This window comes from Roseococcus pinisoli (genome assembly GCF_018413645.1).
Taxonomy (GTDB): Bacteria; Pseudomonadota; Alphaproteobacteria; order Acetobacterales; family Acetobacteraceae; genus Roseococcus; species Roseococcus pinisoli.
Genome location: NZ_JAHCDA010000003.1, coordinates 444,902 through 458,413, shown reverse-complemented (window position 1 = coordinate 458,413; position 13,512 = coordinate 444,902). Strand labels below are relative to the sequence as shown.

At 69.4% G+C, this 13,512-nt stretch carries 12 protein-coding genes; 4 read left to right on the top strand and 8 right to left on the bottom strand.

Annotation, left to right across the window (positions count from 1 at the left end):
- Position 1: 1 nt before the first annotated feature.
- The 6 genes from KHU32_RS17205 to eno all read right to left on the bottom strand — a co-directional run bounded on the left by KHU32_RS17205 (position 2) and on the right by eno (position 6,217).
- Positions 2–499, bottom strand: a complete 498-nt coding sequence (locus KHU32_RS17205) for a GNAT family N-acetyltransferase (RefSeq protein WP_213671381.1) — start codon at positions 497–499, stop codon at positions 2–4.
- 84 nt (positions 500–583) lie between these two features.
- On the bottom strand, positions 584–1,882 hold the full coding sequence (locus KHU32_RS17200; RefSeq protein ID WP_213671380.1) for a pyruvate dehydrogenase complex dihydrolipoamide acetyltransferase: 1,299 nt from the start codon (positions 1,880–1,882) through the stop codon (positions 584–586).
- Positions 1,883–1,896: 14 nt separating this feature from the next.
- Positions 1,897–3,270, bottom strand: a complete 1,374-nt coding sequence (locus KHU32_RS17195) for a pyruvate dehydrogenase complex E1 component subunit beta (RefSeq protein WP_213671379.1) — start codon at positions 3,268–3,270, stop codon at positions 1,897–1,899.
- A 1-nt stretch (position 3,271) separates the two neighbouring features.
- Complete coding sequence (pdhA, locus tag KHU32_RS17190) at positions 3,272–4,234, bottom strand: pyruvate dehydrogenase (acetyl-transferring) E1 component subunit alpha (protein ID WP_213671378.1); 963 nt, start codon at positions 4,232–4,234, stop codon at positions 3,272–3,274.
- Positions 4,235–4,474: 240 nt separating this feature from the next.
- A complete protein-coding gene (locus tag KHU32_RS17185; RefSeq protein WP_213671377.1) occupies positions 4,475–4,804 on the bottom strand; it encodes an FtsB family cell division protein in 330 nt (109 codons plus the stop codon).
- A 135-nt stretch (positions 4,805–4,939) separates the two neighbouring features.
- Positions 4,940–6,217 carry a phosphopyruvate hydratase gene (eno, locus tag KHU32_RS17180; protein WP_213671376.1) on the bottom strand — a complete coding sequence of 426 codons (1,278 nt, stop codon included), beginning with the start codon at positions 6,215–6,217 and terminating at the stop codon, positions 4,940–4,942.
- 108 nt (positions 6,218–6,325) lie between these two features.
- Between eno and KHU32_RS17175 the strand changes: the two genes are divergently transcribed.
- The 4 genes from KHU32_RS17175 (at position 6,326) to KHU32_RS17160 (ending at position 10,362) form a co-directional block, all read left to right on the top strand.
- Entirely contained in the window at positions 6,326–6,952 is a 627-nt protein-coding gene (locus tag KHU32_RS17175; RefSeq protein WP_213671375.1) for a DUF1826 domain-containing protein, read from the top strand.
- Positions 6,949–8,148 carry a GTP-binding protein gene (locus KHU32_RS17170; protein WP_213671374.1) on the top strand — a complete coding sequence of 400 codons (1,200 nt, stop codon included), beginning with the start codon at positions 6,949–6,951 and terminating at the stop codon, positions 8,146–8,148. The genes KHU32_RS17175 and KHU32_RS17170 overlap by 4 nt, the downstream gene beginning before the upstream one ends.
- 99 nt (positions 8,149–8,247) lie before the next feature.
- Positions 8,248–8,508 (top strand): DUF3253 domain-containing protein, encoded by a 261-nt coding sequence (locus KHU32_RS17165; RefSeq protein WP_213671373.1) that lies wholly within the window; start codon positions 8,248–8,250, stop codon positions 8,506–8,508.
- Between the two features lie 117 nt (positions 8,509–8,625).
- Entirely contained in the window at positions 8,626–10,362 is a 1,737-nt protein-coding gene (locus tag KHU32_RS17160; RefSeq protein ID WP_213671372.1) for an ABC transporter ATP-binding protein/permease, read from the top strand.
- A 15-nt stretch (positions 10,363–10,377) separates the two neighbouring features.
- On the opposite strand, the gene KHU32_RS17155 is transcribed toward KHU32_RS17160, so the two are convergent.
- Both KHU32_RS17155 and KHU32_RS17150 read right to left on the bottom strand, forming a co-directional pair.
- Positions 10,378–11,265: an alpha/beta hydrolase gene (locus tag KHU32_RS17155; protein WP_347265569.1), complete on the bottom strand. Its 888-nt coding sequence runs from the start codon at positions 11,263–11,265 to the stop codon at positions 10,378–10,380.
- Positions 11,262–13,481: a TonB-dependent siderophore receptor gene (locus KHU32_RS17150; RefSeq protein ID WP_213671371.1), complete on the bottom strand. Its 2,220-nt coding sequence runs from the start codon at positions 13,479–13,481 to the stop codon at positions 11,262–11,264. The genes KHU32_RS17155 and KHU32_RS17150 overlap by 4 nt, the downstream gene beginning before the upstream one ends.
- Positions 13,482–13,512 lie beyond the last annotated feature (31 nt).

Genomic DNA, 13,512 nt, shown 5'->3' with positions numbered 1-13,512 from the left:
CTCAGCCCCTTCCTGCTAGCGCGACCAGGGCCTGCCCCGAGACGCGCTGATCCGTCCATTCCTCACGCCCGACGGCGCCCATCGCGCGATAGGCCGCGATGGCGGGCGCATTCCAGTCGAGCACGTTCCAGCCGATGCCGGCGCAGCCCTCGTCCAGCGCCCGCTGCGCGACGAGGCGGAACGCCGCCCGGGCGATCCCCTTGTTGCGATGCTCCGGCTCCACGAAGACATCCTCGATCCAGAGCTCGGCCTTCCCCGCGAAGCTGGAGAAAGTGCGGTACCAGAGACAGACCGCGACGGGCCTGCCGCCGACCTCCGCCAGCATGGCCTGCGCCAGCGGCGGGGCACCGAACAGCGCCTGATGGAGCTGTTCCCGCGTCGACACGAATTCGTGCTCGATCTTCTCGTAGACCGCCAGCGCATGCAGCAGCCGGTGGATGTCCGCGACATCCTCCGGCGAAGTCTCCCGCCACGCATATTCGCCGCGGGATGCCGTCACGACCTCGCTCCGCGCAGACGATCGGGCGCCATGCCGGGCGACCGATTCACGTCCTTGCTCCGCTCGGACGATCGGGCGCCATCGTCAGAGCATCAGGCTCAGCGGCTCTTCCACGATGGCCTTGAACTCCTGCAGCCATTCCGCCGCCAGCGCGCCGTCGATCACGCGGTGGTCGACGCTGAGCTGGCAGGTCATGACCGTCGCGACCGCAAGCTGGCCATCCTTCACGACCGCCCGCTGCTGGCCCGCGCCGACGGCGAGGATGCCGGCCTGCGGCGGGTTGATGATGGCCGCGAAATGCGTGACGCCATACATCCCCATGTTGGAGATGCTGAAGCCGCCGCCCTGGAACTCCTCGGGCTTCAGCTTGCCGGACTTGGCGCGGGCGCCCAGGTCCTTCATCTCGTTGCTGATCGCCGACAGGCCCTTCACGTCGGCATTGCGCACGATCGGCGTGATGAGCCCGTCGGGGATCGAGACGGCGACGCTGATGTCCACGTCGTTGAAGCGCAGGATCGCCTCGTCGGTCCAGGCCGCGTTCACGGCCGGGATGCGCTTCAGCGTGACGGCGGCGGCCTTGATGATGAGGTCGTTCACCGAAAGCTTGAACGCGCCCGGGCCTTCCTTCGGGCTGCGGGCATTCAGCTTGGCGCGCAGCTCCAGCAGCGCGTCGATCTGGATGTCCATCGCCACGTAGAAGTGCGGGACGTTCTGCTTGCTCTCCGACAGACGGCGCGCGATCACCTTGCGCATCGAGCTGTTCGGATGCGCCGTGGTCGCGCCCAGGACCTGCGGCGGCGCCGCGGCCGGACGCGGCGCGGCGGCTGCAGGAGCTGCTGCTGCGGCGGCGGGCGCCGAAGCGCCGCCCTTCACCGCGGCCTCGACATCCGCCTTCACGACGCGGCCCTGCGGGCCCGAGCCCGTCACCTTCGACAGGTCCAGCCCGGCTTGCTGCGCCATGCGCTTGGCCAGCGGCGAGGCGACGACGCGGTCGCCCGAGGCCGCCTGCGCCGCGGGGGCGGGCGCCGGGGCGGCCGGCTTCGGGGCCTCCTGCGGCGCCTTGGGGGCTTCGGCCTTCGGCGCCTCGGCAGCGGGCTTCGGGGCGGGTGCCGCCTTGGCCTCGCCGCTCGGCGCCTTCTCGCCCGGCTCGACCAGCACGGCGATGACGGCGTTGACCTTCACGCCCTCGGTGCCGGCGGCGACGACGATCTTGCCGAGGATGCCCTCGTCCACGGCTTCCACTTCCATGGTCGCCTTGTCGGTCTCGATCTCGGCGATCACGTCGCCGGACTTCACCTTGTCGCCCTCCGCCTTGAGCCAGCGGGCGAGCGTGCCTTCCGTCATGGTGGGCGACAGGGCAGGCATCAGGATGTCGGTGGCCATAGGTCTCGCTCCCCTTAGCGGTAGGTCACAGAGTGGACGGCTTCGACCACCTGTTCCAGCCGCGGCAGGGCCAGCTTTTCGAGATTGGCCGCATAGGGCATCGGGATGTCGAGCCCATGCACGCGCACCGGCGGCGCGTCGAGATCGTCGAAGCAGTTCTCGACGACCTGCATCGCGAGCTCGGAGCCGATGCCGGCGAAGGGCCAGCCCTCCTCCAGCGTCACCACGCGATTGGTCTTCTTCACGCTGCGCACGATGGTCTCGATGTCGAGCGGGCGGATCGTGCGGAGGTTGATCACCTCGGCGCTGATGCCCTGCTCGGCCAGCTTGTCCGCCGCCTGCATCGCCAGGCCCACCATGATCGAGAAGGCGATGATGGTGACGTCCGTGCCCTCGCGCTCCACCTTCGCCTTGCCGATCTCCAGGACGAAGTCCTCATCCGTCGGGCATTCGAAGCTGTGGCCGTAGAGGATCTCGTTCTCGAGGAAGATGACCGGGTTCGGGTCGCGGATGGCGGCGCGCAGCAGGCCCTTGGCATCGGCCGCAGACCAGGGGGCGACGACCTTCAGGCCCGGGCAATGCGCGTACCAGCTGGCATAGCACTGGCTGTGCTGGGCCGCGACGCGCGAGGCCGCGCCGTTGGGACCGCGGAAGGTGATCGGGCAGCCCAGCTGGCCGCCGGACATGTAGAGCGTCTTGGCAGCCGAGTTGATGATCTGGTCGATGGCCTGCATCGAGAAGTTGAACGTCATGAACTCGACGATGGGCTTCAGGCCGGTGAAGGCCGCGCCCACGGCCATGCCGGTGAAGCCGTGCTCGGTGATCGGCATGTCGAGAACGCGCTTCGGGCCGAACTCGTCCAGCAGGCCCTGGCTGATCTTGTAGGCGCCCTGGTACTGCGCGACCTCCTCACCCATGAGGAAGACGTCCTTGTCCGCGCGCATCTCGGCGGCCATGGCATCGCGCAGCGCCTCGCGGACGGTGATCGACTTGGTCGGGCCCCAATCCTTCTCGGGCGCGACGGAAACCGGCGTCGCCGCGATGGTCGGGTGCGGCTTGGCGGCGACCACGGCGTGGTCCTCGCCCTTCGGCGCGGCGGGAGCCTCGGCCTTGGCCTCGGGGGCGGGCGCGGCCTTGCCGCCGCCGGCACCGCCGTCGAGCTCGGCGATCGGGGAGTTCACGGCCACATTCTCCGTGCCCTCGGGCACGACGATCTTCGTGATGGTGCCCTCGTCGACGGCCTCGACCTCCATGGTCGCCTTATCGGTCTCGATCTCGGCGATCACATCGCCGGACTTCACCGCGTCGCCCTCTTTCTTCAGCCACTTGGCCAGCTTGCCCTCCGTCATGGTGGGGGACAGCGCCGGCATCAGGATCTCGACACCCATCTTACTTCGCCTCCACCAGGATGTCGGTCCAGAGTTCGCTTTCGTCCGGCTCGGGCGAGGTCTGCGCGAATTCGGCAGCGTCGGTCACGATGGCCTTCACCTCGTCGTCGATGACCTTGAGGTCGGCCTCGGTCACGCCCTGGCCCATGAGCTGGCTGCGCGCCGTCTCGATGCAGTCGTGCTGCTCGCGCATCTTCTGCACTTCCTCGCGCGTGCGGTACTTCGCGGGGTCGGACATGGAATGGCCGCGGTAGCGGTAGGTCTTCATCTCCAGCAGATACGGGCCGTTGCCGGCGCGGCAATGCGCGACCGCGCGCTGCGCCGCCTCGAAGACGGACTGCACGTCCATGCCGTCGACCTGCTCGCCCGGAATGCCCCAGGGCGCGCCGTTCTTGGACAGGTCACGGCTGGCGGAAGCGCGCTCGACGCTCGTGCCCATGCCGTACTTGTTGTTCTCGATGATGAAGATGCAGGGCAGCTTGAACAGCGCCGCGAGGTTCAGGCTCTCGAAGACCTGGCCCTGGTTGGACGCGCCCTCGCCGAAATAGGCGAGCGCCACCTGACCGTTGTCACGGTACATGTTGGCGAAGGCCAGGCCGTTGCCCAGGCTCACCTGCGCGCCGACGATGCCATGGCCGCCGAAGAATCCCTTCTCCCGGCTGAACATGTGCATCGAGCCGCCCTTGCCCTTGGAGTAGCCGCCGATGCGCCCGGTCAGCTCCGCCATGACGCCGCGCGCCTCCATGCCCGTCGCGAGCATGTGGCCGTGGTCACGGTAGGAGGTGATCACCTGGTCACCGGGCTTGAGCGAGGCCTGCATGCCCACCACCACGGCCTCCTGGCCGATGTAGAGGTGGCAGAAGCCGCCGATGAGGCCCATGCCGTAAAGCTGGCCCGCCTTTTCCTCGAAGCGTCGGATCAGGAGCATGTCCCGATAGGCTCGCAGCAGGGCATTATGCCCCATCTGCATTTCCTTTTCCTTTGCAGCGCCTTTGGCGCGGCGCTTGGACGGTGCGGCATCGGGCATAGGCGTCTCCCTGGAGATGCCCCACAGTTAAGCCGGCGCCGCAACCTTCGCAAGGCTGAGCTTTTCCGGAAAAACCCAATTATTGCAACGCAATATTCACTTTAACCGGATAGTGGTTCACAGCATGCTTGCATGCTGCGACGCAACAATGTTGCTAGGCCGCTGATATGCCTGGGTTCAGTAGAGGCGACGGTTCTGGGGATAGGGGATCACGATCTCATCCCTGGTCGTCAGATTGAGCATGGCCCGCGCGCGCTCCTCGAGCTGATCGCGGTCCAGCTGGTCGCCGCGCATGGCGTTGACTCGGCGCTCCGCCGCCTCGCGCTCGTCGGTGGCGCGGTGGAGCTCCAGCCGCGCGGCCGCGATCTCGGTCAGGCGCTGCTCGCGGGCGATCAGGCCGCGATCCCCATGCGAAGCATGCCAGATGAAGAAAGCCGCAACGCTCGCCAGGATGACCGGTGCGGCCAAGAACTTGATGCCGCGGATGATGGCGCGTCCGAAACCCATTGATCCCCCGAAGCGCCCCCCGGCGCCGCCGCCAGGGAATCACCAAAGACTCGGCGCTGGCAAGGGTAAAGCTCCTGCCAGCGCCAGAATTTTCGTTTAGATTCCGAGAGTTTCCGAAATTCGGAAGGAAGCGCCTCAGCGCTTCAGGATGGTCCGGCCTGCGTAGCGCCCGGCCGGGCCCAGATCCTGCTCGATCCGGATCAGCTGGTTGTACTTGGCCAGCCGGTCCGAACGGCTCAGCGAGCCGGTCTTGATCTGCCCGCAATTGGTGGCCACCGCGAGGTCGGCGATGGTGTTGTCCTCGGTCTCGCCCGAGCGGTGGCTCATCACGGCCGTGTAGCCGGCGCGATGCGCGATCTCGACCGCCTCCAGCGCCTCGGTCAGCGAGCCGATCTGGTTCACCTTCACGAGGATGGAATTGGCCACGCCCGCCTCGATGCCGCGCGTCAGCAGCTCGGGGTTGGTGCAGAACAGATCGTCGCCCACCAGCTGGACCTTGCCGCCGAGCTTGTCGGTCAGCAGCTTCCAGCCTTCCCAGTCGTCCTCGGCGCAGCCGTCCTCGATCGAGACGATGGGGAACTTGGCGCAGAGGCCGGCCAGGTAGTCGACCATGCCGCCGGCATCCAGCGTCTTGCCCTCGCCCGCCATGACGTACTTGCCGCCCTTGAAGAACTCGCTCGCGGCGCAGTCCAGGGCGAACTCCACATCCTCGCCGGGGCGATGGCCGGCGGCCTCGCAGGCCTTGGCGATAAAGGCCAGCGCCTCTTCCGCGCTGCCGATGTTCGGCGCGAAGCCACCCTCGTCGCCGACATTGGTGTTGTGGCCGGCATCATGCAGCGCCTTGCGCAGCGCGTGGAAGCACTCGGAGCCCACTCGCACGGCCTCGGCGATCGAGCCGGCGGCCACCGGCATGATCATGAACTCCTGGATGTCGATGGGATTATCGGCATGCGCGCCGCCGTTGATGATGTTCATCATCGGCACCGGCAGGGTGCGCGCCGAGGTGCCGCCGACGTAGCGGTAGAGCGGCTGGCCATGGGCCTGGGCGGCCGCCTTGGCCACCGCCAGGCTGACGGCGAGGATGGCGTTGGCGCCGAGGCGCGCCTTGTTGGGCGTGCCGTCCAGCTCGATCATCAGGCTGTCGATGCGGACCTGGTCGGTCGCCTCCATGCCGCCGATCGCGTCGAAGATCTCGCCTTCGACATTGGCGACCGCCTTGGTGACGCCCTTGCCGCCGTAGCGCGACTTGTCGCCGTCCCGCAGCTCGACCGCCTCGTGCACGCCCGTCGAGGCGCCCGAGGGAACGATGGCGCGGCCCCGCGAGCCGTCATCCAGGATGACCTCGGCTTCCACAGTCGGGTTGCCCCGGCTGTCGAGCACTTCGCGGGCGATGATGTCGGCAATGGCGGGCATGACTGATCCTTCCGAGAGGTTGCCCCGCGGATACGGCGGTGAAGCCGAAAGGGCAAGGCGGCCGGAGAGCCGCTTGATTTCGATAAGTTATGTTATACTATTACTTTCATGCCCCTCTTCTGCGAGGCCTTCGCCCCCGAGGCCAGATCCATGGATGCCGCGGCCCGCGCCGTCGTCGGCGCCGCCGAGAACACGCTGCTGGCCGCCCTTCATCCGCAGGTGGCCCTGGCCGTCTGGCTGCGTGAGGAGCCCCGGCATTTCGCCCGGTCGCTGCGCCCGATGCGCGAGGGCGGCGCCTTCCGCGCCACCGGCGAAGGACCGCCCGAGGCCGCGCTGGACGGGCTCTGCACCCAGCTGCCGGACGGCGCGCCCGCGGAGTTCCTGACCGACATCTTCCGCCTCGCCACCCTGTTCGGCGCCCTCACCCGTTCAGAGACGGTTCGGCTGCGGCTGGAGGGCATCACCGGCGATGCCTGCCGGAAATTCCATGTCGATGCGGTCGGCTACCGGATGCTGGTCACCTATGCCGGGCCGGGCACCCAATGGGTCATGGGCGACGATCCCGAGATAGCCGCGAGCCCCGAGCAGATCCCCCGCTGCGCCGTGGCGCTCTTCCGCGGCCGACGCCGTCCCGGCGGGCATGCGCTGCACCGCTCGCCGCCGCTTTCCGACCTGCCGGAGGCGCAGCGCTGGCGCCTCCTCCTCTGCATCGACGAACCGGAGCCCACCCCATGAAGCCAGCCCCCCGCCCCTTGGCCGTCACCGTCCTCTCCGGCTTTCTCGGCGCCGGGAAGACGACGCTGCTGAACCACGTGCTGGCCAATCGCGAGGGCCGTCGCGTCGCCGTCATCGTCAACGACATGAGCGAGGTGAACATCGACGCCTCGCTGGTCGGCAACACCGGGGCGCTCTCGCGCACCGAGGAGCGGCTGGTCGAGATGTCCAATGGCTGCATCTGCTGCACCCTGCGCGAGGACCTGATGCGCGAGGTCGCGCAGCTCGCGGCCGAGGGGCGCTTCGACGCGCTCATCATCGAGAGCACGGGCATCAGCGAGCCCATGCCCGTTGCCGCCACCTTCGATTTCGCCGCCGAGGACGGCTTCCGGCTCGCCGACGTGGCGCAGCTGGACAGCATGGTGACCGTCGTGGATGCGCGGGCCTTCCTCGACGACTTCTCCAGCGCCGACACGCTGCGCCAGCGCGGCGAAGCCGCGGGCGAAGGCGACGACCGCCAGCTCGTGGACCTGCTGATCGACCAGGTGGAATTCGCCGACACCCTCGTGGTGAACAAGGCGGACCTCGTCTCGCCAGCGGAGCTCGGCCGGCTGAAGGCCCTGCTCGCCACCTTCAATCCGGGCGCCGCGATCCTCGTCGCCGAGCATGGCCGCGTGCCGCTCGGCCATCTGCTCGATACCGGCCGCTTCGACATGGAGCGCGCGCAGGACGCCGCCGGCTGGCAGCAGGCCCTGGCCGGCGGCCACCTGCCGGAGAGCGAGGAATACGGCGTCGCCAGCTTCGTCTGGCGGGCGCGACGCCCGCTGCATCCGGCGCGGTTCAAGGCGCTGATCGAGGGCGACCTGCCCGGCGTCGTCCGCGCCAAGGGCTTCTTCTGGCTCGCCACGCGGCCGGACTGGGTGGGCGAATGGCAGCTCGCGGGCCGCATCGGCCGGCACCAGGGCGCGGGCCACTGGTGGGCGGCCGTCCCGCCCGAGCGCTGGCCCGAGGAGCCCGGATGGCAGGAGATGATCCGCCGCCTCTGGCAGGAACCCGCGGGCGACCGGCGGCAGGAGATCGTCTTCATCGGCATCGGCATGGACGAGGCAGCCCTGCGCGCGCAGCTCGACGCCACCCTGCTGACGGAGGCGGAATGGTCGGCCGGCGCCCGGGGCCAGGCCCGCCTGCCCGATCCCTTTCCGGCCTGGGGCGGATGAGCCCCTTGCGCCGGCGCCGCGAGGTGCCATTGATGAGGCGATGCATGCCTCATCACCCCTGACCGCCCCGCTTCAGCCCGTCATCCCGGGAGATCCGGCATGAGCGCGTCCCCCGAAGCGATCGAGGCCGAGATCCTCGCCCGCACGGAGGCCGCCGGCCCCCGGGCCTCGATCTCGCCCTCCGAGGTCGCGGCCGGCCTCGATGCCGAGAACTGGCGCCCCCTGCTCGGCCCGGTCCGCAAGGCCGCGGCGCGTCTGGCGGCGACCGGCCGGATCGAGATCCTCCGCAAGGGCAAGCCGGTCCCGCCCGAGGAAATGCGCGGCGTGATCCGCCTGCGCTGGGCTTCCGCCACGGAATGACCCGGCCGGCTCACCGCCACGGCGCCCGATGAGCAAGCGCGCCGGCCGCCTGGTGGTAGCCACCCGGATCGACCTTTCGAAACCTCGTCCTTCGCTCCATCCCAGGAAACGCGACGCATGAAGAAGATCCTCCGCCCGTTGAGCGAGGGTCTTTCCCTCGCGCTGCCTTACTGGCGCAGCGAGGAACGCTGGAAGGCCCGCGGGCTGCTGGCGGCGGTCGTCGTGCTGAACCTCTCGCTGGTCGCGATGACGGTGCTGCTCTCCTACTGGAACCGGGAATTCTTCAACGTCTTGGAGGCGCGGGACGCGGGCGCCTTCTTCCACCTGCTCTTCACCTGGCAGAACACCGATAGCGGGCTGATGCCCGGCTTCATGTGGATCGCGGTCGCCTACATCCTCGTCGCCGTCTATGCGCTCTACCTGCGCCAGGCCCTGCAGATCCGCTGGCGGCGCTGGATCACGGAGACGATGCTCGCCTCCTGGCTGGAGAAGCGGGCCTATTACCGCATCGCCCTCACCGATCGCGGCACCGACAACCCCGACCAGCGCCTGGCCGAGGACGCCAAGCTCTTCGTGGATTCCTCGCTGGTGCTGGGCCTTGGCCTGATGCGCACGGTGGTGACGCTCTTCTCGTTCCTCTTCGTCCTCTGGACGCTGTCGGGGCCGGCCACGATCCTGGGCATCGAGATCCCGGGCTACATGGTCTGGGTCGCGCTGATCTACTCGGTCCTCGGCACCTGGCTCGCCCATCTGGTGGGCCGCCCGCTGATCCGGCTGAGCGTGCAGCAGCAGAAGGTCGAGGCGGATTTCCGCTACGCCCTGGTCCGCTTCCGCGAGAACGCCGAGGGCGTCGCCCTGCATCGCGGCGAGGCGGAGGAGGAAGCCACCCTCGGGAACCGCTTCCGGGGCGTGGTCGGCAACTGGTGGTCGCTGATGGTGGCCACCAAGCGGCTGACCTTCTTCACCGCGGGCTATGCCCAGCTGGCAACGGTGTTTCCCTTCGTCGTCGCCGCGCCACGCTTTTTCTCGGGCGCCATTCCCCTCGGCGGGCTGACGCAGACGGCGCAGGCCTTCGGCGAGGTGCAGGGCGCGCTGTCCTGGTTCGTGGACAACTACGCCGACCTCACGCAATGGCGCGCCACCGTGGCGCGCCTCACCGGCTTCCGCGACGCGATCGAGGCCGCGCATGCGGCGGTGGACCATGGCGAGGGCGTGCGGGCGACGGCCGAGGCTTCGGACGCCGTGCGCGTGGAAGGCCTGCACCTGACCCTGCCCGACGGCCGCGTGCTGCTGGAGAACGGCGCGCTGGAGCTCCAGCCCGGCGAGCGCGCGGTGCTGACCGGCGCCTCGGGCAGCGGCAAGTCCACCGTCTTCCGCGCCATCGCCGGCATCTGGCCCTTCGGCTCGGGCCAGGTGAGCTTCCCGGCGGGCGAGACGCCCTTCTTCCTGCCCCAGCGGCCCTACCTGCCGCTCGGCACCCTGCGGCGCGCCCTGGCCTATCCGGCCGCCGCCGATCATTTCACCGAGGCCGAGATCGCCTCGGTGCTGGAGGAGACGGCCCTCGGGCATCTCGCCCCGCGGCTCGACAGCGAGGAGAACTGGGCCCAGCAGCTTTCGGGCGGCGAGCAGCAGCGGGTGGCCCTGGCCCGGGCGCTTCTGCACAAGCCGAAATGGCTTTTCCTCGACGAGGCGACGGCCAGCCTGGACCCGGCGGCCGAACAGCGGCTGTACGAGCTGCTGAAGGAGAGGCTGCCGGGAACCGCCATCCTCTCCATCGCCCACCGCCCGGCCGTCGCGGCGCATCACGAGCGGCACCTGCTCATCGCCGGCGGGGAACTCGCGGAGGCGCGCTGAGGCGCGTCTCCAGACTCAGCCCACGAAGCGCAGGGCCCGGTTGACGGCGCCCGGCAGGACCGAGCCGTGGTTCTCGCCGTCGAAGAGCTGGAAGCCCACTTCGGGCCCGCGCGGGCCGAGGCCGGAGAGGAGACCGGCCACCTCCCGCGCGCGGCTGACCATCGCGCGCTCGCGCAGGGTGGCCTGGCGGGCCGGCGGCATGGCCGGATCCTCCTCCTCGAGGCCGCCCACGGTCAGCAGCAGGCCGAGCTCGGGCAGGTTCGGCGGCGGGCTGGCGACGAAGCGGCGCACCGCCTCCATCATCGCGCCACCCGCGAACCACAGCGACGGGCTGGCGGCGATGGTCCGGCGGAAGGCGCCCGGCCGCGTCAGGAAGGCATGCAGGGCGAAGAGCCCGCCATAGGAATGCCCGAACAGCGCGGCGCGCGCCGGGTTCACCGGCATCCGCTCGGCAACCGAGGCAGCGATGCCCCCCAACAGCTGATCAAGGAAGGCATCCGCGCCGCCTGAACCCTCGGGCGCGCCGGGGAAGGCCGGCGTGTAGTCGCGGGCGCGTCGCGCCGTGTCGAAGGGCTGGGCGGTCGGGTAGCCCACGGCGACGATCGCCATCGGATGCACGCCGGTCGCCTGCGCGCGGCGCTGCTGCACGAGCAGCGCCTCGACGGCGGTGAGGAAGACCGCGTTGCCGTCCAGGAGGTAGAGGACCGGAAAGCCGCCCGCCGGCGGCTCGCCCTCCGGCCGGTAGGCGAAGATGCGCCGGGGGCCGCCCGGCCCGGCCAGGTCCCATTGCCGCGTGCGCAGCAGGGTCACCGGAGGATCTTCCGCGCCGACGGCAGGCAGCGCGGCCGCCCCGCCCAGCAGGGCCAGCGCGCCGCGCCGGCCCAGGGCCGAAGAGGTGCTCACCACCTCGCCCGGAGGCCGGCGAGGATGGTGCGGCGGTTGCCGAAGTAGCAGGCGGTGATCGAGGAGCAGCTCGAGATATACTCCTTGTCGCCCAGGTTGGAGGCGTTGATCGTCGCCTCCAGCCCCGTCAGACGCTCGAAGCGCGCGCCGAAATCGTAGCGGATCGCGGCGTCCACCAGCGTGACGGCGGGCACCTTGAAGGTGTTCGTGTCGTTGCCGAAGGTCTCGCCGATGTAGCGGAGACCGCCGCCCAGCTGCAGGCCGCGCAGCGGGCCCTCGGTGAAGCGGTAATTGGCCCAGCCGCTCGCGATGTGGTTGGGCACCTGCGGCACGCGGTTGCCGCGCACGCCCGGCGTGTTGGACTGCGTGACCTCGGCGTCGATGTACGAATAGGTGCCGATCAGGTCGAGGTTGTTGGTCAGGCTCGCCCGCCCCTCGAGCTCGATGCCGCGCGAGCGGATCTCGCCGGTCGCGACCGAATAGGTCGTGTAGAGCGGGTCGCGCGTCAGCACGTTCTGCTGGGTGATCTGGTAGCCGGCCAGCTGGATGAAGCTGTTCATGCCCGGCGGCTGGTACTTGATGCCCACCTCGATCTGCTCGCCCGTCGTCGGCGCGAAGGTGCCCGCGCCACGCTGCGGCGCCTGCGTCCCGGAATTGGCCAGGAAGGAGGTCGAGTAGCTGACATAGGGCGCGAAGCCGTTGTCGAAGAGGTAGAGCGCGCCGGCACGCCAGGTCAGGCGGTCGTCATATTGCGAGGTCTGAGGCAGCGGCCCACCCGCGGCGTTGTGCCGCGTGGTGCCGGTCTGCGCCATGTCGTAGCGCAGGCCGATGTTGAAGCGCCAACGGCCATAGGCGATCTGGTCCTGCGCATAGAGGCCGACCTGGTCCGATTCCTGGTTCGTCAGGCCGGTATTGCCGGCGAAGATCACGGGGACGTTCTGGAAGTAGACCGGGCGGAAGAGGTCGATCGTCGGGACATTGGCCGTGATCGTCGCGGCGCGCACCCGCGCCGAATTCCGGAACCAGTCCACGCCCATCAGCACCGTGTGGCGCACCGCGCCGGTGGTGAACTGAGCCTGCGCCTGGTTGTCCAGCGAGAAGGAGTTGCTGTGATCCGAGACGTAGCTCGCGGAGCGTACGCCGGTGCGGTTGTTGTTGATCGACTGGATGGAGAGGACGTTCACCTCCGCATCGATATGCGAGTAGCGGAAGTTCTGGCGCACGGTCCAAACAGGGTCGATGCGATGCTCGAGCTGATAGCCGATCGAGGCCTGCTCGCGGCGGAAGCGATCGTAGTTCGGGTCGCCGCCGAAGAAGTTGGAACGGATGCGGCCATTGGGGTTCGACAGCACCGTGCCGGTCGCCGGCACGAAGTTGTAGAAGCCGCCATAGGGATCGTTCTGGTAGCTGGCGAGGAAGGTGATCGTCGTGTTGTCGGTCGGGCGCCAGGTCAAAGCGGGCGCGATGGCGATGCGCTGCTCATGCACGTGGTCGACCTGGGTATTGGCGTTCCGCGCGATGCCGGTCAGACGATAGGTCCAGCGGCCGTCCTCGGTCGCGCGCCCACCGAAGTCGAAGGCCGCCTGCATCAGCTGGTTGCTGCCGGCCTCGAGGCGCACCTCGTTGATGCGCTGGTCGGTCGGCCGGCGGCTGACGAGGTTCACGAGGCCGCCCGCGCCGGTCTGGCCGTAGAGGACCGAGGCCGGGCCGCGCAGCACCTCGATGCGCTCCAGCAGCCAAGGGTCGGTATTGGGCACGCCGAACTGCGCGCCGCGCCCCTGGCGGAGCCCGTCCTGCATGTTCACGAAGGCGGCACCCGTCCCCTGCCCGCCGAAGCCGCGGACGAAGACGCTGTCATAGCGCGCGCTGGGCCGCACCTCGGGCAGCACGCCGGCCGTGTAGCGAAGGGCCTGGGAGACGCTCTGCGCGCCCTGGTCGTCCATCTGCTGGCGCGTGACGATGCCGAGGGACTGCGGCGCCTCGATCAGCGGCGTGTCGGTCTTGGAGCCCGTGGTCGTGACGGGGGCGACATAGCCGCGGATGGGCTGCCAGGAGCGCCAGGCCGTGGCGCGGACGTCCATCTCCGGGAGCTCCAGCGCCTCAGCCGGGGCCGCCGCAGGAGTTTCCTGCGCCGCTGCGGGAAGCGCGGCCAGGCCCGCGCAGAGCGCGGTGGTGGCAAGAAGCAGGCGTCTCGCGTTGAGGGCGGCGGCTCGCATGTCGGGAAGGGCTCCTGTTTGGATGTCCCTT